This is a genomic window from Pseudomonas sp. CFBP 8771, assembly GCF_014841695.1.
GTDB classification, from domain to species: domain Bacteria; phylum Pseudomonadota; class Gammaproteobacteria; order Pseudomonadales; family Pseudomonadaceae; genus Aquipseudomonas; species Aquipseudomonas baltica.
Genome location: NZ_JACYUJ010000001.1, coordinates 836,043 through 857,989, shown reverse-complemented (window position 1 = coordinate 857,989; position 21,947 = coordinate 836,043). Strand labels below are relative to the sequence as shown.

At 63.2% G+C, this 21,947-nt stretch carries 17 protein-coding genes; 12 read left to right on the top strand and 5 right to left on the bottom strand.

Translation table 11 applies throughout. The annotated features are described in order from the left end of the window. The first annotated feature begins 160 nt into the window (after positions 1-160). Entirely contained in the window at positions 161-1,444 is a 1,284-nt protein-coding gene (locus tag IFT80_RS03745; protein WP_192136781.1) for an NAD(P)/FAD-dependent oxidoreductase, read from the top strand. 176 nt (positions 1,445-1,620) lie between these two features. Here IFT80_RS03745 and IFT80_RS03740 read toward each other — a convergent pair whose 3' ends face one another. Next, entirely contained in the window at positions 1,621-2,292 is a 672-nt protein-coding gene (locus IFT80_RS03740) for a peptidase C39 family protein (protein WP_192056121.1), read from the bottom strand. Between the two features lie 213 nt (positions 2,293-2,505). Here IFT80_RS03740 and IFT80_RS03735 point away from each other — a divergent pair, with 213 nt between their 5' ends. Beyond that, positions 2,506-2,685, top strand: a complete 180-nt coding sequence (locus IFT80_RS03735; RefSeq protein ID WP_192136780.1) for a hypothetical protein — start codon at positions 2,506-2,508, stop codon at positions 2,683-2,685. An 85-nt stretch (positions 2,686-2,770) separates the two neighbouring features. Here IFT80_RS03735 and IFT80_RS03730 read toward each other — a convergent pair whose 3' ends face one another. Further along, positions 2,771-3,526, bottom strand: a complete 756-nt coding sequence (locus IFT80_RS03730) for a TerC family protein (protein ID WP_122478189.1) — start codon at positions 3,524-3,526, stop codon at positions 2,771-2,773. 181 nt (positions 3,527-3,707) lie between these two features. Here IFT80_RS03730 and nhaR point away from each other — a divergent pair, with 181 nt between their 5' ends. The 3 genes from nhaR to IFT80_RS03715 all read left to right on the top strand — a co-directional run bounded on the left by nhaR (position 3,708) and on the right by IFT80_RS03715 (position 8,794). Continuing rightward, on the top strand, positions 3,708-4,610 hold the full coding sequence (gene nhaR / locus IFT80_RS03725) for a transcriptional activator NhaR (RefSeq protein WP_122478191.1): 903 nt from the start codon (positions 3,708-3,710) through the stop codon (positions 4,608-4,610). Positions 4,611-4,702: 92 nt separating this feature from the next. Further along, complete coding sequence (codA, locus tag IFT80_RS03720; protein ID WP_192057123.1) at positions 4,703-5,944, top strand: cytosine deaminase; 1,242 nt, start codon at positions 4,703-4,705, stop codon at positions 5,942-5,944. A gap of 195 nt (positions 5,945-6,139) precedes the next feature. Then, entirely contained in the window at positions 6,140-8,794 is a 2,655-nt protein-coding gene (locus IFT80_RS03715) for a two-partner secretion domain-containing protein (RefSeq protein WP_192136779.1), read from the top strand. A gap of 74 nt (positions 8,795-8,868) precedes the next feature. On the opposite strand, the gene IFT80_RS03710 is transcribed toward IFT80_RS03715, so the two are convergent. Further along, complete coding sequence (locus IFT80_RS03710) at positions 8,869-9,573, bottom strand: GntR family transcriptional regulator (protein WP_192136778.1); 705 nt, start codon at positions 9,571-9,573, stop codon at positions 8,869-8,871. 153 nt (positions 9,574-9,726) lie between these two features. Here IFT80_RS03710 and IFT80_RS03705 point away from each other — a divergent pair, with 153 nt between their 5' ends. From IFT80_RS03705 to hyi, 3 genes are all read left to right on the top strand, one after another. After that, positions 9,727-10,938, top strand: a complete 1,212-nt coding sequence (locus tag IFT80_RS03705; RefSeq protein ID WP_122478197.1) for a pyridoxal-phosphate-dependent aminotransferase family protein — start codon at positions 9,727-9,729, stop codon at positions 10,936-10,938. A 92-nt stretch (positions 10,939-11,030) separates the two neighbouring features. Then, the gene (locus tag IFT80_RS03700) at positions 11,031-12,317 is read left to right on the top strand and encodes an MFS transporter (protein WP_192136777.1); all 1,287 of its coding nucleotides are present in this window, start codon (positions 11,031-11,033) and stop codon (positions 12,315-12,317) included. 128 nt (positions 12,318-12,445) lie between these two features. Beyond that, positions 12,446-13,228, top strand: a complete 783-nt coding sequence (gene hyi / locus IFT80_RS03695; RefSeq protein ID WP_192136776.1) for a hydroxypyruvate isomerase — start codon at positions 12,446-12,448, stop codon at positions 13,226-13,228. Between the two features lie 12 nt (positions 13,229-13,240). Here hyi and IFT80_RS03690 read toward each other — a convergent pair whose 3' ends face one another. Then, positions 13,241-14,917 (bottom strand): NAD-dependent malic enzyme, encoded by a 1,677-nt coding sequence (locus tag IFT80_RS03690; RefSeq protein WP_192136775.1) that lies wholly within the window; start codon positions 14,915-14,917, stop codon positions 13,241-13,243. A 242-nt stretch (positions 14,918-15,159) separates the two neighbouring features. On the opposite strand from IFT80_RS03690, the gene IFT80_RS03685 reads away from it, so the two are divergent. Further along, on the top strand, positions 15,160-17,514 hold the full coding sequence (locus tag IFT80_RS03685; RefSeq protein ID WP_192136774.1) for an FdhF/YdeP family oxidoreductase: 2,355 nt from the start codon (positions 15,160-15,162) through the stop codon (positions 17,512-17,514). Between the two features lie 249 nt (positions 17,515-17,763). Here IFT80_RS03685 and IFT80_RS03680 read toward each other — a convergent pair whose 3' ends face one another. After that, positions 17,764-18,660 (bottom strand): LysR substrate-binding domain-containing protein, encoded by an 897-nt coding sequence (locus IFT80_RS03680; protein ID WP_122478207.1) that lies wholly within the window; start codon positions 18,658-18,660, stop codon positions 17,764-17,766. 227 nt (positions 18,661-18,887) lie between these two features. Here IFT80_RS03680 and IFT80_RS03675 point away from each other — a divergent pair, with 227 nt between their 5' ends. The 3 genes from IFT80_RS03675 to IFT80_RS03665 all read left to right on the top strand — a co-directional run bounded on the left by IFT80_RS03675 (position 18,888) and on the right by IFT80_RS03665 (position 21,942). Continuing rightward, on the top strand, positions 18,888-19,940 hold the full coding sequence (locus IFT80_RS03675; protein ID WP_122478209.1) for an ABC transporter substrate-binding protein: 1,053 nt from the start codon (positions 18,888-18,890) through the stop codon (positions 19,938-19,940). A gap of 69 nt (positions 19,941-20,009) precedes the next feature. After that, complete coding sequence (locus tag IFT80_RS03670; RefSeq protein WP_122478211.1) at positions 20,010-21,083, top strand: ABC transporter ATP-binding protein; 1,074 nt, start codon at positions 20,010-20,012, stop codon at positions 21,081-21,083. Next, complete coding sequence (locus IFT80_RS03665; RefSeq protein ID WP_122478212.1) at positions 21,070-21,942, top strand: ABC transporter permease; 873 nt, start codon at positions 21,070-21,072, stop codon at positions 21,940-21,942. Before IFT80_RS03670 ends, IFT80_RS03665 begins: the two co-directional genes overlap by 14 nt. Positions 21,943-21,947: the final 5 nt, after the last annotated feature.

Below are 21,947 nucleotides of genomic sequence, written 5' to 3'. Positions count from 1 at the left end.
TTCTACGGATTCGGGGTTGCCTGTCAACTCCTTTCTGCGCGCTAACCCTATGAAATGCGGAATTATTTTTGGCGCGGGTGAATTCGGCATGCTGGTGAGGCAAGGGCAACTGCGATAGCATCCCGGCACAGGCGAAATCCCATCGAGCCGAGGTTGCCGGATGTCCAGCATGCAATACCCCCCGTCCTTCTACGCCGCATCTGCCAATGCAGCGCCGTCTCGCCCTGCCCTCCAGGATGATATCGAAACGGACGTGTGCATCATTGGCGCAGGCTACACCGGGCTGTCCAGTGCGCTGTTCCTGCTCGAACGCGGTTTCAGCGTTTGCGTACTGGAGGCGGCCAAGGTCGGCTTCGGTGCTTCGGGGCGCAACGGTGGGCAGATCGTCAACAGCTACAGCCGGGATCTGGATGTGATCGAACGCAGCGTCGGTGCCGAACAGGCGCGGTTGCTCGGCGACATGGCTTTCGAGGGCGCGCGGATCATTCGCGACCGGGTTACTCGCTACGGCATCAATTGCGACTTGAAGAACGGTGGCGTATTCGCTGCGCTGACGGTCAAACAGATGAAGCACCTGGAGGGTCAACAGCGCCTGTGGGAACGTTATGGGCACACCCAGCTGGAGCTGATGGACCAGACGCGCATCCGCCAGGTCGTCGATTGCGAGCAATACGTGGGCGGTCTGCTGGATGTCAGCGGCGGGCATATCCACCCTCTGAACCTGGCGCTAGGGGAAGCGGCAGCGGTCGAATCGCTCGGCGGGCGCATCCATGAACAGTCCCCGGCCCTGCGCATCGAGCGCGGTGCCAATCCTGTCGTGCACACGGCTCAGGGCCGGGTGCGGGCAAAATTCGTGATCGTTGCCGGCAATGCCTATCTTGGCGAGTTGGTACCGGAACTTGCGGCCAAGTCCATGCCCTGCGGCACTCAGGTGATCGCCACGGAGCCCTTGGGCGAGGCGCTGGCGCGTAGCCTGCTGCCGCAGGACTACTGTGTGGAAGACTGCAACTATCTGCTCGACTACTACCGCCTGACGGCCGACAAGCGCCTGATTTTCGGCGGCGGGGTGGTGTATGGCGCGCGGGATCCCGCCAATATCGAGGCGATCATCCGGCCGAAGATGCTCAAGGCGTTCCCGCAGCTGGCGCAGGTAAAGATCGACTACGCCTGGACAGGCAATTTCCTGCTGACCTTGTCGAGGCTGCCGCAGATGGGCCGCCTGGGCGACAACATCTATTATTCCCAGGGTTGCAGCGGGCATGGGGTGACCTACACCCACCTGGCGGGCAAGGTGCTCGCCGAGGCGCTCAGCGGCCAGGCCGAGCGTTTCGACGCTTTCGCCGATCTGCCCCATTACCCTTTCCCTGGCGGCCGCACCTTCGGCGCGCCTCTGACCCAACTGGGCGCCTGGTATTACAGCCTGCGCGATCGCCTGGGGTTTTGATCGGAGCGCGAGCAGGCTGAAACCCTGCGGCGTCCCCGGACGCGGCTCGCGCCGCTGCTACAGGCACCGCAATCCCCTGTAGCAGCGGCGCAAGCCGCGTCGGCGGTATAGGTGCTTTGCCTGTCACACCGCGGCGTCCCTTTCGCGGCCGATGACCGCTCCTACGGCGGAAGCGTTCAGGAGCCGAGCGCTTTGCGGGCGCGGGCTGCGGCGGGTTCCTGGCCGGCGGCGGCGGTTTCGCCAGCGGCGTCCAGCCAGCGCTGGCGGTCGACCTTGGCCGGCAACTGGTTGGGTTGCTGAACCAGAATGGCCCAGGCACCGGCACTCTTCCACGCCGAATCGAAGCTGTCGAAATCCATCGTCAGACGTCGGTTCATCCCCGAGCGCAGCAAAACGTGCCGTTTGAATCGGTCATAGCCCACCAACAAGGCATACCGCGGTTGCGACCAGAACGCCGAGCCCTCGCTGTAGCGCAGCAACACCGGGTTACCCGCCGCCACCTGAGTCAGCAACGCGTTGAGCTGCGGATCGAGCGCATACACCAGCAAGCCATACTCGCGGGCTACCTGCGTGATGTTCTGCTGCAGGCGATCTGTTTCACCGGGCAGTTTCAGCGCCGGATCGAGCAACCCAGGTGTAATGGTAATGCCTTGTTGCGAGAGCATGCTGGCCAGCACCATCGAACCGCTTTGATTGGCGTTGCCCCGATAGAACGGTACTCCGTTGAGCTCCACTCGGTCCGCCAGGCCAGGCAGTGCCGGGCCGTTGTTGCTTGCGCAACCGGCCAGACCTGCTACCAGGCTGCACATCAGCAGTAGACCGGCCACGACGTTAGATCTGGGCTGCATCGTATTCCCTTGCTCCGTGGCGACACACACTGTGACGCCGGAACGGCCATCATAGATTTCCCGCAGCTAGCGGTATAGCGGCTGAACAATGGACGGCCGCACAGGCCCGGCCGATGCACGCAAATGACCTTTCGTCAATAGGTTGAAACGCCCGCAAACCCTCAAGGTCATCTATTACGTGACCTAGAAGACGCGAAAGCAATGGAGGTAGTGATGAGCCTTGCAATGATAATCTTCAGCCTGATTGCCGGCTGGATGGCCGTAGCGGCCGCCATGCTCTGGGGGGTGCTGCGAATCGCTCGCCGCCACCAGCACGCGCAGCCGCAGCCACGAGCAGCCAAGCGCTCTGCGCCGGCCGCACCCCGTCGCCCCGGGACGCCTCAGCACGTCTGACCCGTCCGTCCGGAACGTCAAGCCAGCCTAAAATCAAAGGCGAAAAAAAGGGGGCATCCATGCCCCCTCGCTTTGTCTGCCGCCTTTACGCTTCGCGATTGGCCGCCAGCTTGCGCTGCTTGGACCTGCGCGACCACATGTTCAAGCCCTCGATCGTCGCCGAGAACGCCATCGCTGCGTAGATATAGCCTTTAGGCACGTGTGCACCGAAGCCTTCGGCGATCAGCGTCATGCCGATCATGATCAAGAAGCCCAAGGCCAGCATGACCACCGTAGGGTTGTCGTTGATGAACTTGGCCAGAGGCTCTGCGGCCACCAGCATCACGATGACGGCGCTGACCACGGCGATGATCATGATCGGCAAGTGCTCGGTCATGCCTACGGCGGTGATGATGCTGTCGATGGAAAACACCAGGTCCAGCACCAGGATCTGACCGATCGCCGAGGCGAAGCTCATGCTCACCTTGTCGCCGATCTTCGCCTCTTCCTGATCGACCGGATCCACGGTGTGGTGGATCTCCTTGGTCGCTTTCCACAGCAGGAACAAGCCACCGGCGATCAGGATGACGTCCTTCCACGAGAACCAGTGATCCAGCACGGAGAAAACCGGCTCGGTCAGTTGCACGATGTACGCCACGGTACTCAGCAGGCCCAGGCGCAGGATCAGCGCCATGCTGATACCGATACGGCGTGCCTTGGCCTGAATTTCCTTGGGAAGCTTGTTGGTCAGAATCGAGATGAATATCAGGTTGTCGATGCCCAGCACGACTTCCATGATCACCAGGGTCACCAATGCCACCCAGGCGGTAGGGCTTGAAGCCAGTTCCAGTAGGTATTCCATGTATCGTTCCTGCCCTTATCACGGTTCGCTGAATGTCTGGAGAGGCTCGGCTGGTGCCGCGCACGCTAGCAAGCCCCAACTACTGGCTCTTTGCTAGCGAGGCATTCTAGAGACACGGACACCTCTGGAAAATTCGTATTTTTACCAGTTACACTTCGGCTTTTACGAAGTGTAGGTCGCCGTGCTCAATTATCGTCAGCTTCACTATTTCTGGGTCGTTGCGCGCACCGGGAGCATCGTGCGTGCCAGTGAGCAACTCAACCTCACCGCACAAACCATTAGCGGTCAGATCAGCCTGCTTGAAGAAACGTTCTGTGTGAAATTGTTTCGGCGTGTTGGCAGGCACCTTGAGCTCACCGAGGCGGGTCGCCAGGCCCTGCCCTACGCCGAACGCATGTTCCAGATTGGCGGAGAACTGGAGGCGGTGCTGCGGACCCAACCCGATGAGGAACAGATTCCTTTTCGGGTAGGCGTGGCCGACGTGGTGCCCAAGTCGATCGTGTATCGGCTGATTGCACCGACCATGGAACTGAGCGAACCCCTGCGCATCACCTGCCGGGAAGACAAGCTGGAACGGCTGCTGGCCGATCTGGCGATCCAGCGTCTGGACATGGTCATCTCCGACAGTCCGATGCCATCACACCTGGACATCAAGGGCTACAGCCAGAAGCTGGGCGAATGCGGCATCAGCTTCTTCGCTACCGAGCAGTTGGCCGCACGCCATGGCGGCGATTTCCCGCAGTGCCTGCACGGTGCACCGCTGCTGATTCCCGGCCAGGAGAGCGTGCTGCGCAGCCGGCTGATGCGCTGGTTCGGCGATCAAGGGCTGCTACCGCGGGTAGTCGGCGAGTTCGACGACAGTGCACTGATGCAGGCCTTCGGGCAGTCGGGCAGCGGCATCTTCATCGCGCCCAGTGTGATTGCCGATGAAATCATGACCCAGTACCAAGTGCGGCTGATCGGGCAGACCGAAGCCGTCACCGAGTCTTTCTACGTGATTTCGGTAGAGCGCAAGGTCAAGCACCCTGGCATCGTGGCCATCACCGAAGGTGCACGCCGCGAGCTGTTCACCGCGCCGGCCTGACCCGCGGCCGCACATTGCCCCGAGGTTTTTCCGGGGGCTGGCGGACAACTATGGCAACATTGGTCATCGGCTTTTACACAAAGGGTGCCCCCATGAAGATCATCAACGCCAGGTTGCGCAAGACCGAAGGCCTGCACACCGTCACCTGCAGCGGTGCCCGCATAGCGGCGGTCCAGGCACAAACCAACAGGGTCCAGGCTCATGGGGATGACATCGACGCACAGGGGCAATTGTTGATAGCGCCGCTGGTCGAGCCGCACATTCACCTGGATGCCACCCTCACGGCCGGTGATCCGCAATGGAACATGAGCGGCACCCTGTTCGAAGGCATCGAACGCTGGGGCCAACGCAAGGCGAGCATCACCCACGAAGACACCAAGCAGCGCGCTCTGACCACCATCGGCATGCTCGCCGAACACGGCATCCAGCACGTACGCACGCACATCGATGTAACCGACCCGACCCTGGGCGCGCTCAAGGCCATGCTCGAAGTGCGCGAAGAAGCGCGCCACCTGATCGATCTGCAGATCGTGGCGTTTCCCCAGGAAGGTATCGAGTCCTACCCCGATGGCCGCCAGCTGATGGAGCGCGCAGTTGCCATGGGCGCCGACGTGGTGGGCGGAATTCCGCACTTCGAGAACACTCGAGAGCAGGGCGTCAGCTCGATCAGCTTCCTCATGGATCTGGCCGAGCGCACCGGTTGCCTGGTGGACGTGCATTGCGACGAGACCGATGATCCGCATTCGCGGTTTCTCGAAGTACTCGCCGAACAAGCTCGCGTGCGTGGCATGGGCAGCCGGGTCACGGCCAGCCACACCACGGCGATGGGCTCGTACGACAACGCCTATTGCTCGAAACTGTTCCGGCTGCTCAAACAGTCGGGGATCAGCTTCGTGTCCTGCCCGACCGAAAGCATTCACCTGCAGGGGCGTTTCGATACCTTTCCCAAGCGCCGCGGCGTGACCCGCGTAGCCGAGCTGGATCGGGCGGGCATGAATGTCTGCTTCGGCCAGGACTCCATCAAGGACCCGTGGTACCCGCTGGGCAACGGCAATATCCTGCGGGTCCTGGATGCGGGCCTGCACATCTGTCACATGATGGGCTTCGAAGACCTGCAGCGCTCGCTCGACCTGGTCACCGACAACAGCGCCCGCGCGCTGAACCTGGGCGAACGCTATGGCATCGCCGTGGGCCGCCCGGCCAACATGGTGATCCTGGGCGCCGAGAGCGACTATGAAGCGGTGCGCCAACAGGCCAAGGCGCGGGTGTCGATTCGCGGCGGCCGGGTATTGATGAATCGGGTACCGGAGCGGGTGGAGTTCAATCTCGGCTGACGGGCTGGACCCTGCTCGGTGCCGGTCCCGAGCCAACTGGCACCGTCGGCCGCTGACGTTGTATCTGACAGACACGTCCTACAGCACAAGGATCCTTCTGCACTCATTACCCGACCCCCTCCTCTCTAGAGTGGCCGACGGCGGATTCTTCCCGCCGCTTGCCCATGTTTCCCAGCCCCCGAGAGGAGCATCCACGTGCAACCAGCAGCCTGCAGCACCCCTTCCTTGACCCGACACACGCTCGGCATGGCCATCTCCATGGCCCTGCTGACGGCCCTCGAACCTGCCATGGCCGATGGATTGGTGGCAATCGATGGCCCGATGGGCACCGCGTTGGTCGACAGCCAAACGCCCGCACCGGTGATTGCCATCGTTGCACCCAATGCCCAGGGTCTTTCCCACAACCGTTGGCAGGACTACAACGTTGGCGCCGCCGGTGTGGTATTGAACAACAGCCTGGCCGCAGGACAAGCCAGTGTTGGCGGGCTCGATATCACGGTTGCAGCCAACCCGCAGTTGGCCGATGTCGCCGCTCGCACCATTCTCAACGAAGTGGTGGGCACGCGCGGCTCCCGTATCGACGGCGAGCAAGTCATCTTCGGCCAGGCCGCCGACTACGTGTTGAGCAACCCCAATGGCATCGAGCTCAATGGCGCCCGCCTGGCCTTGGGTCAACACGACACGGCAACTTACGTGGTGGGCACGACGGTGCTGGCAGATGGCGCGATCGCGCGCTACGACACGCGTGATTCGCAGCAGCGCCTGGTGGTCGGCCAAGCTGGCGTGAACGTTGGCGCCGGCTCCGTGCAATTGATCGCACCCAGCGTGATGGTCAGCGGCGACATGACGGCGGGTGGCGATTTGAGCTTGCTGATGGGTCGCCAGCAGGTCGATGCGCGAACGCTGGCCAGCACCGACACTGCACCGACGCAGACGGCGGTCGACGCCAACCTGCTGGGCGCCATGCACGCCCGGCGCATCAAGGTCATCAGCACCCAGGCCGGTGCCGGCGTGAACATGGGCATCACTGGCATGCACGCCGCCCAAGGTATCCAGATCGCGTCGGCCGGGGCGCTGGCGATCAGTTCCACTGCCCGCCAGAACGGCGAGCCCGCCCAGGCCACGCTCGACGCGGGTGACGAGGACGTGAGCCTGTCAGCCGCAAGTGACTTGACGCTGACGTCGCTGGCGGTCACGGGTCGACACATCGACGCACGTTCAGGTGCGCGCCTGAAGCTGGACGCCCTCGCTCACCAGACCGAAACACAGCGACCGGCGCATGCCGAGGATCACTGGTTCACCCTGGCGCAGGGGGAAGCCGACGCTCACGTCACCGAACGCACGCTGCGCCATGTAGGCAATGACCTGATCGCTCAGGGGCGGGTGCGCCTGGACGGTGTCAATGGCATCGACATCGCTGCCAGCCGTATCGCTGGACCGGAGCACGTCGGGATCTACACGGTGCGCGGAGGCGTCGAGGTCGGGGCGGAGCTGGACACACACGCGCGCAGCGTTCGGCTCGCTTCGTCCGAAAGCCCTGAAGACAACGCCTCTACCTACGTCGAGCGAGCCAACACCAGCCATATCAGCGGCGGCTCGGTCACACTCCCCAGCGCCAGGCTGGTGGGTGCAAGAATCGATGCGAGCCATTCGCTGCACATCGGCGGGTCGGGGGCCACGCACATCGCTGGACAGGAGCTGCGCAGCGCGTCGAGCCAAGGTGCCGATGTACGGCGCGTGACCTTGACCGAGACCCGCGCCCATGAGGCCGCGCGCACCCATGCGTATCAGTTGCCAACGCAGCTGAATGCCCTCGACGGCGAGCTGTCGATCCGGGGCACGGACATCTCCATCAGCGGCAGCAGGCTGTCGGCAGCAAGTGTGGGTCTGCACAGCCAGGGCAACATCGCCATCGAGGGTTCCAGCGCGCGCATGCATCTCGAAGGTGCGCGTCCGAGCGCCGCACAGGCAGCGCGTGGCTTCGATCGCACGTCTACAGCTATCAGCCCCAGCGTGCTGGCAGCCAGCGGCACACTGGCACTGCGCGCGCGTCGGTCGACCTTCAGAGACGGTGACATTTCCATCGCGGGCTCCCACCTGTTGGCAGGCACTGCCCTGACCCTCGACGCCCAGGACAATGTCTGGATAAGCGGCATCGGCGAAACGGAAGGCTTCACCCTCAGTGGGTCGCATTGGAGCCCAATGGCCGGTGCATCGCAACGCCCCTGGAACCGTACAGGCTTCAAGGAATCCCAGGCGCGCAGCACGCTGGCCGGTGACACCGTGCAGGTCACTGCGGGCACGATGCTCGACGTGGCTGGCTCGGAGCTGGACAGCAAGGGGGACATCAAGCTGCAGGCCAGCGATATCCAGCTTACCGCCAGCCTGGAGCCTGCGGGACCGCGCAACCGGGCGATATGGTTGGACAACGATCTGCCTGAGTATCATTTCGTGTCAACCAACGGTAATGCTCGTACGCACGTGACGGACCGTGTGCATAACGGCTTCGCCATGAAAGCGGGCGGCGATATAGACATCGCGGCGGTGCGATTGGCCACCCATGCCGCTTCGGTCAACGCAGCGGGTCGCTTGACGATTGCCGGCAGTCTGGCATCGTTCAAGGACACCCCGGTGTTGGACAGCGATGCGATACGCAGCCATTACCATGGCTACATTCCGCCGCGACGGTCGAGCTGGCAAGCCCCGACGGGTTTGCCACTGGCAGCCCTGGACGTGCAAGTGCCCAGTAAAAACGGCACGACCCGCGAGTCGGCGTTCGTGGCCGGCACGGTCGGTGCCGATACCGCCCAGCGCATCAGCGATCTGAACATCCCGCTGAGTTTGCGCTGACCCACGCAGGCGAATCCAGAACCCGACCCTGTATCCGTGTGAACGGTCAGTGACTGCGAAGCGTGCATCGCAGATCAGGGCCGGGTGGTTTGTACCAGCAGCATGATGGCGTCGCGCTTTTCCAGCAAATGCTGGCGCAGGATCGCGCTCAGGCGCTTGCCGTCGCGGGCCTGAAGGGCTTCGATCATCTGTTCATGGTCGTGCAGGGCGCGATCCCACTTGGGTGCCTGCTGGTTGGACAGGAACCGCAACGCCTGCAGGCGGCGGTTCACCGTGAGGTACATCTGGCGCAGCGCCGAGTTGCGTGACGCCAGGTTGATCAGGTCGTGGATGGCGCGGTTGCGCTGGTAGTAACCCACCAGGTCATGCTGGCTCTTGCTCACCACCATGGCATTGTGCAAAGCCTTGATCTGCTCCAGCTCCGCATCGGTGATGCGCTCGCACGCCAGCTCTCCGGCAAAGGCTTCCAGGCCACTCATCAGCTCGAATGCCTCGCGAATTTCCAATTCGCTCATGCGCGCGACGCTGGCTCCGCGGTTCGGGTTGATTTCGATCAGGCCTTCCCCGGCCAGCACCTTCAGCGCCTCGCGCAGAGGCGTGCGTGAAATACCCAACGTCTCACACAACTCGCGCTCGTTCAGCTTGGTACCGGGCGGCAGCACCCCCTCGGTGATGAACCCACGCAAGTGCTCTACCACGGTGTCGTGCAGACGCTGCCGTTCGAGACGTGGCAATTGCAGCGCGGGCGTGGCCGGGGCGGCCATTGACGAAGACTGCATGCAAACTCCTTGTAGCGATGGGTTAACGCGAGCTTTTCTTATTCTAAAAAGCGCGAATCTAGGCGGATATTAGCGCAATTGAGTGGTTTGACACAGCGCCCCCAACTGCTAATGTAATTTTGCATTCAAAATACAACAACAAAGGGTTGACCTATGCTCAAGCTCGACTTCCATCCTGCCGGCCGCCATTTTCTGCAGATCCCGGGCCCCAGCCCGGTACCCGATCGTATCCTGCGCGCCATGAGCTACCCGACCATCGATCACCGCGGTCCCGAGTTCGGTGAACTGGGCCTCAAGGTGCTCGAAGGCATTCAGCAGATCTTCAAGACCCGCCACCCGGTGATCATCTACCCCGCTTCAGGCACCGGTGCATGGGAAGCGGCACTGTGCAACACGTTGAGCGCAGGCGACGAGGTGCTGATGTTCGAAACAGGCCATTTCGCCAGCCTGTGGCAGAAGATGGCCATCAGCCTGGGGCTCAAGCCCGAATTCATCGGCCTGCCAGGCATCGAAGGCTGGCGCGGCGGCGTGCGTGCAGACATGATCCAGGCGCGCCTGGAACAGGACAGCGAGCACCGGATCAAGGCGGTGTGCGTGGTGCACAACGAAACCAGCACCGGAGTGACTTCCGACATTCCTGCCGTACGACGGGCCATCGATGCCGCCGGGCACCCTGCCCTGTTGCTGGTGGACACCATCTCCGGGCTCGCCTCGGCTGATTATCGCCATGACGAATGGGGCGTGGACGTGACCATCTCCGGCTCGCAGAAAGGCCTCATGCTGCCTCCCGGCATAAGCTTCAACGCGCTCTCGCCCAAGGCCATCGAAGCCAGCCAGCGCGGTGGCCTGCCGCGCAGCTTCTGGGCCTGGGATGACATCATCGAGATGAACAAGACCGGCTACTGGCCCTACACGCCCAATACCAACCTGCTCTATGGCCTTTCCGAGGCACTGGACATGATTCTCGGCGAAGGCCTGGACAATGTCTTCGCCCGCCACCAACGCCTGGCCCAGGCCTGCCGTACCGCCGTGCAGGCCTGGGGCCTGCCCATCCAGTGCGCCGATCCCAGTGTCTACAGCCCGGTACTCACGGGTGTGATGACGCCCGAAGGCGTCGACGCCGACCAGGTGCGCAAGACCATCTACGAGCGCTTCGACATGTCGCTGGGCACCGGCCTGGGCAAGCTCAAGGGGCGCATGTTCCGCATCGGCCACTTGGGCGACTGCAACGACCTGACCTTGATGGCCACCCTGAGTGGTTGCGAAATGGGCTTGCAGATGGCCGGGGTCAAACTGGACGCCAGCGGCGTGCTCGCCGCCATGGATTACCTGGGCGGGCAGCACGTGCCCCTGCGCCGCGAGTGAATCACCGGCGCTGCCCCTGGCTGCGCCCGATGCGACTGACTATCCCGAATCAACGCCTGCGGGCGTAAACAATAAGAAACTGGAGATAGAACATGAAGCGGTTATATCTGCGCCCCACTACCATGGTGCTGGTCATGCTGTGCGCCATGTATTTCATCACGTACCTGGACCGGGTCAACGTCAGTACCGCTGCGGTCGGTTTCGGCAAGGAATTCAACCTCACCAAGACCGAAATCGGCATCGTCTTCTCGGCCTTCGCCTACCCCTACCTGGTGTTCCAGATCATCGGCGGCTGGGTCAGCGACCGTTTCGGCGCCAAGCGCACCCTGGTGGTGTGCGGGCTGATCTGGGCCAGCGCCACTGTGCTCACCGGCATGGCCGGCGGCTTCGTTTCCCTGATCGTGGCGCGGGTGTTGCTGGGGCTGGGCGAAGGCGCCACCTTCCCTGCCGCCACTGCAGCCATGTCGCGCTGGGTCGGCAAGGAGAACCGCGGCTTCGCCCAAGGCATCACCCACGCCTTCGCCCGCCTGGGCAACGCGCTGGCGCCGGCAGCGATGGTCGCGGTAATGGCGGCCTATGGCTGGCGCGAGTCGTTCTATGTCTGCGCCGGTATCAGTTTCGTCTGGGTCGCGCTGTGGGCGCTGGTGTTCACCGAGCAACCCAAGGATCACCCGCGCATCACCCAGCAAGAGCTGGACGCCCTGCCTGCGCCCAAGCCCAAGAACACCATCAAGCTGCCTTGGGGACGACTGTTCCGGCGCATGGCCCCGGTCACCATCGTCTACTTCTGCTATGGCTGGACCCTGTGGCTGCTGCTGAGCTGGGTTCCCATGTACTTCATGAACATGGGCCTGGACCTGAAAAGCACCGCTATATTCGCCTCGACCGTGTTCTTCGGCGGCGTGGTCGGCGACACCCTGGGCGGCATCGTCAGCGACCGCATCTACAAACGCACCGGCAACCTCAACCGGGCGCGCAGCCTGATGGTTGCGATCTGCCTGTCGTTGACCCTGGTAGCCCTGCTGCCACTGATGTTCACCCACGACATGTACGTCTCGCTGGCTTGCCTGGCCATCGCGTTCTTCTTCTCGGAGATGACCATCGGGCCGATGTGGGCGATTCCCATGGACATCGCCCCGGACCATTGCGGTACCGCCAGTGGCATGATGAACACCGGATCGGCCATGGCCGCAATCATCAGCCCGGTGGCCGCCGGACTGCTGATCGACAAGTTCGGCAACTGGCAGCTGCCGTTCATGGTCAGCATCGTGCTGCTGGCTATCGGCGTGGTGCTGTCGTTCCGCATGCGCCCACAGAACCGCTTCGTCTATGAGCTTCCGACATCCGCCACGCCGGTGGCTGTCGCGGTGCCCAAGTGACTGTTGGCGCAATGACATCAGGCGCGAAACAATCCTGAGCAAGGAGTACGATAACCTGGACCGGTGAGGCGGCGGGCCGGCCTGTGTCACGCGCCCGTCGCCACGCCTCCTGCCTGGAGAAGCCTGCCATGCCTCGTTTGTGTGCCAACCTTTCGATGCTATTCACCGAACATCAATTCCTGCAACGCTTTGCCCACGCCGCCAAGGCCGGGTTCAGGGGTGTGGAATTCCTTTTTCCCTACGACTTCGACAGCGCCGAGATCAAGGCGCGACTGCAGCAGCACGGCCTGACCCAAGTGCTGTTCAACCTGCCACCCGGCGATTGGGATAGCGGTGAGCGCGGGATCGCCTGCCTGCCGGACCGGCGCGAGGAGTTTCGCGCCGGCGTGGCCACGGCCATCGAGTATGCCAAGGTGCTGGGCAATACCCGGATCAACTGCCTGGCCGGTATCACCCCGCCCGGCGACGACCCGCAACTGGCGCAACGGACCCTCGTCGACAATCTGCGCTACGCCAGCGACGCGCTGGCGAGTCATGGCATTCGCCTGGTGATGGAGATGATCAACACCCGCGACATGCCCGGCTTCTACCTGAACGGCACACAGCAAGCATTGGCGATTCGCGAACAGGTGGGCCACGACAATCTGTTCCTGCAGTACGACATCTATCATATGCAGGTGATGGAGGGTGATCTGGCGCGCACGTTGCAGTCGCACCTGCAGGCTATCGGCCACGTGCAGCTGGCGGACAACCCCGGCCGCCACGAACCGGGCACCGGGGAAATCAATTTTCGTTTCCTGTTCCAGCACCTGGACCGGATCGGCTACCAGGGCTGGGTGGGGTGCGAGTACAAACCGTTGAATGGAACCGAGGCCGGGCTTGGCTGGATGAAGAGCCACAACCTGGCCTGAGCCCCCGGCGCGCTACAGAGGCTGGCGTTCGTAGGCGCGGTATTCCGGCTTCCAGAAATGCACGTCGATTGCCTCGCGCAACGCGGCCTCATCCATCGGTGCAGCCACGCCGTCCTTCTGCGCTGCCAGGCCTACCGCCAGGGCAATGCGTTTGCTGACCGCCTGCACGTCGCGCAACGGTGGCAGCATCTGCCCCGCTGCCGCGCTGTCGGCCAGCGCCTGTGCCGAAGCCATGAGCATGCCGTCGGTAACGCGCGTGGCCCGGCTGGCAATGGCGCCCAGACCCACACCGGGGAAGATGTAGGAGTTGTTGCACTGCGCGATGGGGAAAGTACGGCCCAACACTTCGATCGGCAGGAATGGACTGCCGGTGGCAACCAGCGCGTTGCCTTCGGTCCACTGCAGGATGTCCTTGGGGTGGGCTTCGATCTGCGAGGTGGGGTTGGACAGCGGCATGACGATCGGCGCCGGGCAATGCTGATACAGGGTTTTCACCACTTCCTCGGTGAACAGACCGGCTTTGCCGGAAACGCCGATCAGCACGCTTGGCCTGGCGTTGGCCACGACTTCCAGAAGGGTCGGCCACTGCCCGGCGAACGACCAGGACGCCAGCGTCTGGCTGTCGTGGGCCAGGCGTTGCTGGAAGTCGTACAGGTCGGGCTGGCGGTCGGTCAGCAGGCCCTTGCTGTTGAGCAGATAGACACGGCTGCGCGCCTGCTTGTCGCTCAACCCTTCCAGCTGCATGGCAGTGATGATCTGCTCGGCGATGCCGCACCCGGCGGAACCGGCGCCGACGAATGCCACGGTCTGCTCGGAAAGCTTCTGGCCCTTGACCTTGCACGCGGCCAGCAAGGTGCCCACGGTGACGGCGGCGGTGCCCTGGATATCGTCGTTGAAGCAGCACAGCTGGTCACGGAACCGCTCGAGCAGTGGCATGGCATTGCTCAGGGCGAAATCCTCGAACTGCAGGATCGCCTCCGGCCAGCGCCGTTGCACGCCCTCGACGAACGCCTGCACGAAAGCTTCGTAGCGTTCACCGCGCACACGCTCTTCGCGACGCCCGAAATACAGCGGGTCGGCAAGTCGCTCGGGGTTGTTGGTACCCACATCGAGCACCACCGGCAGGGTGTAGGCCGGGCTGATGCCACCGCAGGCGGTGTACAGCGACAACTTGCCGATGGGGATGCCCATGCCGCCCACGCCCTGGTCGCCCAGGCCGAGGATTCGCTCGCAGTCACTGACGACGATGACCTTGACGTTGTCCTTGGTCACGTTGTTGAGGATTTCGTCCATGCGCTCGACATCGTCGATGCTGATGAACAAGCCGCGATGGCTGCGGTAGATGCGCGAGAATTCCTGGCACGCCTTGCCGACCGTGGGGGTATAGATGATCGGCAGCATCTCGTCGATGTGGTCGTCGACCAGGCGGTAGAACAGTGTTTCGTTGGAGTCCTGGATCGAGCGCAGCAGCACGTGGCGCTCGAGGTCGGTCGAGCATGCCTGGAACTGGTGATAGGCCCGCGCGCATTGCTGGTCGATGGTCTCGATCTGCTGGGGCAGCAAGCCTTGCAAATGCAAGGTGTCGCGCTCTTGCGCGGTGAAAGCGGTGCCCTTGTTCAGCAACGGCGTGGCAAGCAGTGCCGGGCCGGTGAACGGGACCTTGATCGGGCGTTTGGCGGAGCTGGTCATGCTGTCTCTCCCTTGCTTTTTGTATTTTGCATTCAAAATAGACGCCTTTGCCAAAGGGTGCCATCGGTTTTAGCGCAATCGCCGCTGCGGCGCCAGCGCTGACCGAGGGGCCGTGCCGGATAAAGTGCGCGAGAACAGCCTGCAGGCAGCGCCGCGTAAAGCTCTTCGAACCTTTGCCGATTACGGGCCGTCGTAAATGCAGGCCTCATGCACCGAGGCATCCGCATCCGAGGATCCAGACCATGCAGATCATTCACCCCAAAGCGCGCTATCAACCCTACACCTCTTCTTCCGGAGGCTGGGGATCGGCGTTTTCGGTGATGAATATCCTTTGGCGCCAGCAAGCCCTGGGCAAGGGCCCTGCCGCGCTGTTGCGGCAAAACAAACCCGACGGGTTCGCCTGCGTCAGTTGCGCCTGGGCAAAGCCAGGCAATCCTCACGCCCTGGAATTCTGCGAGAACGGCGCCAAAGCGACCGCCTGGGAGCTGACCGCGCTGCGCACAGGTCCCGAGCTGTTTGCCAAGCATAGCCTCAGCGAGCTGCGCACCTGGAGCGACTACGAGCTCGAACGCAACGGGCGCCTGACTCATCCGATGCGCTACGACGCGCCCAGTGATCGTTATGTGACCACCACGTGGGAGGAAGCCTACCAGGGCATCGGCGAGCAACTGCGCGGGCTGGAACCCGACAGTGTGGTGTTCTACGCCTCGGGACGTGCCTCGCTGGAAACTTCGTTCATGTACCAATTGCTGGCTCGCGCCTATGGCACCAACAACCTGCCGGACAGCTCGAACATGTGCCACGAAAGCACGTCGGTGGGCCTGCAGGAAAGCATCGGGGTGCCCGTGGGTACGGTGAACCTGAAGGATTTCGAGCTGACCGACTGCATCTTTTTCTTCGGTCAGAACGTGGGCAGCAACAGCCCGCGCATGCTTCATCCACTGCAGGAGGCGCGCAAGCGCCAGGTGCCGATCATCAGCTTCAACCCGCTGCGCGAGCGCGGTCTGGAACGTTTCGTCAATCCGCAATCGCCGGTGGAAATGCTGGGGCCGGACTCCACGGTGATCAGCACGCAATACCACCAGGTAGCTATCGGTGGTGACACGGCGGCGGTAATGGGCATCGCCAAGGCCCTGCTGGCGATGGACCGCGCGGCGCATGCCGACGGCCGGCCGGCGGTGATCGACCATGATTTCATCGCCGAGCACACCGAGGGGGTCGATGACTTCCTGGCCCAGGTGGACCAGCACGAATGGGCCGCGCTGGAACAGCGCAGCGGCCTGGATCGCGCGGCGTTGGAGGCCGCTGCCACCGTGTATGCCCGCAGCAACCGGGTGATGATCATCTATGGCATGGGGCTGACCCAGCATCGCCATGGCGTGCAGAACGTGCAGATGCTGGTCAACCTGCTGCTGTTGCGCGGCAACATCGGCAAGCCGGGCGCTGGCATCTGCCCCGTGCGCGGGCACTCCAACGTGCAGGGGCAACGCACGGTGGGCATCACCGAGGATCCGGCCAAGGTGCCGGTCGACAAGATCGAGTCGTTGTTCGGCATCAAGGTACCAACGCAAAAGGGCATGGCCACGGTGGATGCCTGCGAGGGCATCGTGGCCGGTACGGTCAAGGGTTTCATCGGCCTGGGCGGCAACTTTCTGCGCGCGGTACCGGACACCCAACGCATCGAGCCGGCCTGGGCAGGACTGACCCTCAACGTACAGATCGCCACCAAGCTTAATCGCACCCACCTGTTCCCCGGCCAGCATGGCTGGCTGCTGCCGTGCCTGGGGCGCATCGAGCGCGATGTGCAGGACGGCCGCCGCCAGGTCTACACCACCGAGGACAGCACCGGCTGCATCCGCGCCTGGGAAGGCCGCGCCGAGCCTGCCAGCGAGCACTTGCGCGCGGAGTTGGCGATCATCGCCGGCCTGGCCCAGGCGACGCTGAGCGGCAACGAGCAGATTCCGTGGGAGCTGTGGCGCCAGGACTATGCCCGCGTGCGGGAGGCCATCGCCCAGACCTATCCAGAGATCTTCCATGACATGGAGACACGGATGTGGGAGCCCGGCGGTTTCCATCGGCCGCTGGGCGCCTGCGAGCGCCACTGGACCACACCCTCGGGCAAGGCGCAGTTCGTCACCGCAAAGACGCTTGACGAGGACGACGACGTCTCGCAGAACGGCGGACAGCGCGATGTGCTGCAACTGATGACGCTGCGCAGCAACGATCAGTTCAACACCACGGTGTATGGCTACGAAGACCGTTTTCGCGGGGTCAAGGGCACGCGCAGCGTGATCTTCCTGAACCGCAACGACATCGTCCGGCTGGGTTTCAATCCGGGCGACTGGGTCACGATTCGTACCGCCATCGAGCCGCAGGTGCGCCGCGAGGTGGGGCCGATGCAGATCATCGCCTACGATATCCCGATCAATTGCGCGGGCGCCTACTACCCCGAGTGCAATGCATTGGTGCCCTTGTGGCATTACGCGAGCAAGAGCAAGGTGCCCGCCGCCAAGTCGATCCCGGTCACCCTGCACAAGTCCCAGGCTCGCGCCGAAGACATGGCCCACGCTATTCCACTCGCCGACCAGGTGATCTAGCACCCTGTAGGAGCGGTCATCGGCCGCGAAAGGGACACCGCGGAGTGCCTGATGCACCGCGGCGCCGGATTCGCGGCCACGGACCGCTCCTACAGTTTGTCCTCATACTACCTGTGCCAGACGGGATCTCGGTACCCCTGTAGGAGCGGTCATCGGCCGCGAAAGGGACACCGCGGAGTGCCTGATGCACCGCGGCGCGATTCGCGGGCAGAGCCCGCTCCCACAGATAACCGCGGACCTGCAGGTGGGCTACGGGGATTTGGTCAGGTGCTGGTAATGGGCTTTGAGGGTGTCGATGAAATCCTCGGCCAACAGGGTGCGGTTCTGCGCATGGGGCCAGATCACGTAAGTCGGCAAGGGAATATCCGGGCGGAAGGGTCGAACCACGATCTGGCGGTGCAGGTAATCCCTGGCCACCAGCGGATGAGCCAGGGTTATGCCCATGCCGTGCGCAACCATTTCGCAATTGATCGCGCTGTATTGCGCTTCCAGGGCCATGATTCGCTCCACACCGGCCTGTTCGAACAGCCCGTCGACCAGCGCCCGCGTGCCGTCTCCGTGGCACAGCGACACGAAAGGCTGCCCCTGCAGGTCCGCGAAGGTAATGCTCTGGTGCTCAGCCAGGGGATGCGCCGCCGGCAACACGCAGACTGCGGCCATCTCGGCCAGCAACTCGACCTGATGGTTCGCCACATCGCCCGGATGCACCACGATGCCAATGTCGCAGAACTGCGATTTCACCCACTGTTCAACGGTGGGCGACGAGTTCACGTGCAGCGATACGGTCAGCTCCGGACGGGTCGACGTGAACGTCTTGAGCACCTCGGGAATCACGCTCATGCCCGTCGACGGCACAGCCGCAACACGCAGGCGCCCGGTGCCCAGGTTGCGAATGTTCTTCGCCGAATGCTTGAGGCTGTCGAGCCCGACGAATGCGCGCTCCACCTCCTGAAAGAACGCGCGACCCTCCTGTGTCGGGATCAGCCGTACCCCGGCGCGCTTGAACAAGGTCAGCCCGGTGCTCAGCTCGAGTTGAGCGATCAGTCGACTGACGTTGGGTTGCGAGGTGTACAGGACATCGGCCGCTGCGGTCATCGAGCCCATGCGCATCACACTGCGGAACGCTTCGATCTGCCTCAGGTTCACTGACGCCTCCATATCAAATATGCATGACTAGGCCCGATATCCGTATTTGACCATATACCGTCACGCTCGCAATACTCAAGTCCAGCAGCACATACACATAGCGCACACCAAGATGCGTTACCCGGCGCCGCCCATGGCCGGGAGCATGCACAGCGCATGCGTGGCCCCGGTTCGCCGGAGCGACCGACGCATTGTTCGATCTGCCCCCTGCACTTCGGAGATAGTCTGTGAATAGCCAACAACCGTCCTTTCGCCTCACTTCCCTGCGCGTTGCCCTCGCTTTCGCCGCTCTGAGCGGCGCCTGCGCCCATGCCGCCCCAACCCTCTACGTTGCCGGTGTCGGCGGCTCTACCGAGCAGATGTACAAGAGCAAGATCATTCCCGCCTTCGAGAAGCTGCACGACGTCAAAGTGGTCTACGTAGCCGGCAACTCCACTGAAACTCTGGCCAAGCTGCAGGCGCAGAAGGGCCGCCAGCAGATCAACGTCGCCATGATGGACGACGGGCCCATGTACCAGGCACTTCAGCAGGGCCTGTGCGGCGACCTTAGCGATGCGCCGGTGTACAAGGACCTTTACCCGCTGGCTCGCCTCAGCCCACAGGCCACTGGTATCGGCATGGTCGCTACCGGAATCGGCTACAACGAAGAAGCCTTCAAGAAGCGTGGCTGGGACGCCCCCGACTCCTGGGAAGACCTGGCCGACCCACGCTACAAGCAACTGCTCGGCATGCCCCCGGTGACCAACACCTACGGCCTGCACACACTGGTGGAGATGGCTCGCCTGCGCGGCGGCAGCGAGAAGAACATCGACCCCGGCTTCAAGGCGCTCAAGGACGAGATCGGTCCGAACGTGCTGGCCTGGGTGTCGGCGCCCGGTGAAATGGACGGCATGATGCAGAACGGCGATGTGGTCATGGCGGTCTACGGCAGCGGTCGCGCCGTGGCCTTGCAGGGCACCGGTTTCCCGCTCAAGTTCATCTACCCGAAGGAAGGTGGTGTGGCCTTGCAACTGGCCGCCTGCGGGGTGACACCCAATGCCCAGCCGGAACTGTCACAGACGTTCATCCAGTACGTGCTGTCGCCCGAAGTGCAAACCATCCAGGCCCACGAGAACGGTTTTGCGCCGGTCAACAAGACCGTCGAGCTGAGCCCCGAGATCGCCGCGCGCATGCCCTATGGCCCGGACAAAGTCAGTGCCCTGATCAAAGTCGACTGGGAGACCATCAACCAGCAGCGCAGTGAGTGGACCACACGCTGGAACCGTACCGTCGAGCGCTGATCCGCGCGCCCGTCCGAACTTTCCCGACCTTTTCCTGGAGCCGCAGGCGCATGCCTGCGTGGCAAAGCCATGGCATTTTTGACACTGGAAGGCCTCGTCAAGAACTACGGTACGTTCAAAGCCATCGACGGCCTGAGCCTGGAGGTACAGCACGGCGAGTTCGTCGCCCTGCTCGGCCCTTCCGGGTGCGGCAAGACCACCACCTTGCAGTCGATCGCCGGGTTCGTGCAACCCACCGAAGGCCGGATCGTGCTCGACGGTCGCGACATCACTCACGTACGCCCGGAAGATCGCGGCCTTGGCATCGTTTTTCAGAGCTACGCGCTGTTCCCGCACATGACGGTGGCGCAGAACATCAGCTTCGGCCTGGAGATGCGCGGCGTGGCCAAGGCCGAACGTGCCAAGCGCGTGGTCGAGGCGCTGGACCTGGTCCGTCTTGGCGGGCTTGGCGAGCGTTATCCCAAGGCGCTTTCCGGCGGGCAGCGCCAGCGGGTGGCGATTGCCCGCGCCCTGGCCATCCGCCCCAACCTGTTGCTGCTCGACGAACCCATGTCGAACCTGGATGCCAAGCTGCGCGAGGAAATGCACATCGAGCTGCGCGCCATCCAGCGCGAACTGGGTATCACGACCATTCTGGTCACCCACGATCAGGTCGAAGCGATGACCATGAGCGACCGCATCGCAGTCATGCAGCGCGGGCGCATCGTGCAGATCGATACACCATTCGAAGCCTACGAACGACCCCATTCGCCCTTCGCCTCGGCGTTTCTGGGCAAGACCAACGCCTTCGCCGGTGCCGTGCAGCTGCGCAACGAGCGCTGCTGCCACGTGCAGGTGCGCGATACCTTGCTGCATGTGCCCCACGAGGACCGCTCCCTGGGTCAGGACGTCAACGTGTACATCCGCCCCGAGAAAATCCGCCTGACCGAACCTGGCCTGGGCCGCATCAACGGTCGGATCGCCCTGCGGGTGTTCCTCGGCAACCTGTGGTTGCTTGCCGTGGACAGCCACTTTGGCCTGGTCCACCTGACCCAGCCGAATCTGGGGCATGTACCGCCCGCCGAGGGCAACGAAGTCGGCCTGGACTGGTCGGACGACGACCTGCGCCTGCTCGACCGGGAGGCTGCCCATGGCCAGGTATGACGCCGAACACGTAGGCGCGGCGCCTTGGCTGCTCAGCGGCCCGGCACTGCTGGTATTCATCGCCCTGCTGCTGGCACCGTTGCTGCTGACCGCGCTGTTGTCGCTCAACCTGTTCAGCGACACCGAAGGCGTGCTGCCGGTGTACAGCCTGGGCAACTACATCGAGGTGTTCAAGGACGACTATTTCCACGAGATTTTCCTGCGAACCGGCTCGATGGCACTGGCAGTGACGGTGCTGTGCGTACTGCTCGGCGTCCCGGAAACCATCATCATTGCGCGCATGGCGCCACGTTGGCGCTCGACCTTCCTGCTGGTGGTGCTTGGCCCGCTGTTGATTTCAGTGGTGGTGCGGACCCTCGGCTGGGCGATTCTGTTGGGCAACAACGGCTTGATCAACGATGCCCTGCAGGGCCTGGGCATCACCGACGAACCGGTAAAGATCCTGTTCACCCAAGTGGGCGTGATCATTGCCCTGACCCATGTGCTGGTGCCCTTCATGGTGATCGCGGTGTGGGCCACCCTGCAGCGACTGGACCTGCAGGTGGAGTGGGCCGGCCTGTCCCTGGGCGCGTCGCGGCTGACGGTGTTCCGGCGCATCATCGTGCCGCAGATCATGCCGGGCATTCTTTCCGGCTCGATCATCGTCTTCGCCCTCGCCGCCTCGGCCTTCGCCACTCCGGCAATCATCGGCGGACGCCGGCTTAAAGTGGTCGCCACTGCGGCCTACGACGAATTCCTCGGCACCCTCAACTGGCCTCTGGGCGCGGCGATCGCCATGCTCCTGCTGGTGGCCAATCTGATCATCATTCTGGGTTGCAGCAAGCTGGCCGAGCGCCGCTTCAAGCAAGTCTTCGAGTAGGCCGC

Excerpts from the sequence above, each read along its gene's own strand:
- IFT80_RS03745 (WP_192136781.1), top strand. The coding sequence starts at position 161 with ATGTCCAGCATGCAATACCCCCCGTCCTTCTACGCCGCATCTGCCAAT.
- IFT80_RS03740 (WP_192056121.1), bottom strand. The coding sequence starts at position 2,292 with ATGCAGCCCAGATCTAACGTCGTGGCCGGTCTACTGCTGATGTGCAGC.
- IFT80_RS03735 (WP_192136780.1), top strand. The coding sequence starts at position 2,506 with ATGAGCCTTGCAATGATAATCTTCAGCCTGATTGCCGGCTGGATGGCC.
- IFT80_RS03730 (WP_122478189.1), bottom strand. The coding sequence starts at position 3,526 with ATGGAATACCTACTGGAACTGGCTTCAAGCCCTACCGCCTGGGTGGCA.
- codA (WP_192057123.1), top strand. The coding sequence starts at position 4,703 with ATGAAGATCATCAACGCCAGGTTGCGCAAGACCGAAGGCCTGCACACC.
- IFT80_RS03710 (WP_192136778.1), bottom strand. The coding sequence starts at position 9,573 with ATGCAGTCTTCGTCAATGGCCGCCCCGGCCACGCCCGCGCTGCAATTG.
- IFT80_RS03705 (WP_122478197.1), top strand. The coding sequence starts at position 9,727 with ATGCTCAAGCTCGACTTCCATCCTGCCGGCCGCCATTTTCTGCAGATC.
- IFT80_RS03700 (WP_192136777.1), top strand. The coding sequence starts at position 11,031 with ATGAAGCGGTTATATCTGCGCCCCACTACCATGGTGCTGGTCATGCTG.
- hyi (WP_192136776.1), top strand. The coding sequence starts at position 12,446 with ATGCCTCGTTTGTGTGCCAACCTTTCGATGCTATTCACCGAACATCAA.
- IFT80_RS03690 (WP_192136775.1), bottom strand. The coding sequence starts at position 14,917 with ATGACCAGCTCCGCCAAACGCCCGATCAAGGTCCCGTTCACCGGCCCG.
- IFT80_RS03685 (WP_192136774.1), top strand. The coding sequence starts at position 15,160 with ATGCAGATCATTCACCCCAAAGCGCGCTATCAACCCTACACCTCTTCT.
- IFT80_RS03670 (WP_122478211.1), top strand. The coding sequence starts at position 20,010 with ATGGCATTTTTGACACTGGAAGGCCTCGTCAAGAACTACGGTACGTTC.
- IFT80_RS03665 (WP_122478212.1), top strand. The coding sequence starts at position 21,070 with ATGGCCAGGTATGACGCCGAACACGTAGGCGCGGCGCCTTGGCTGCTC.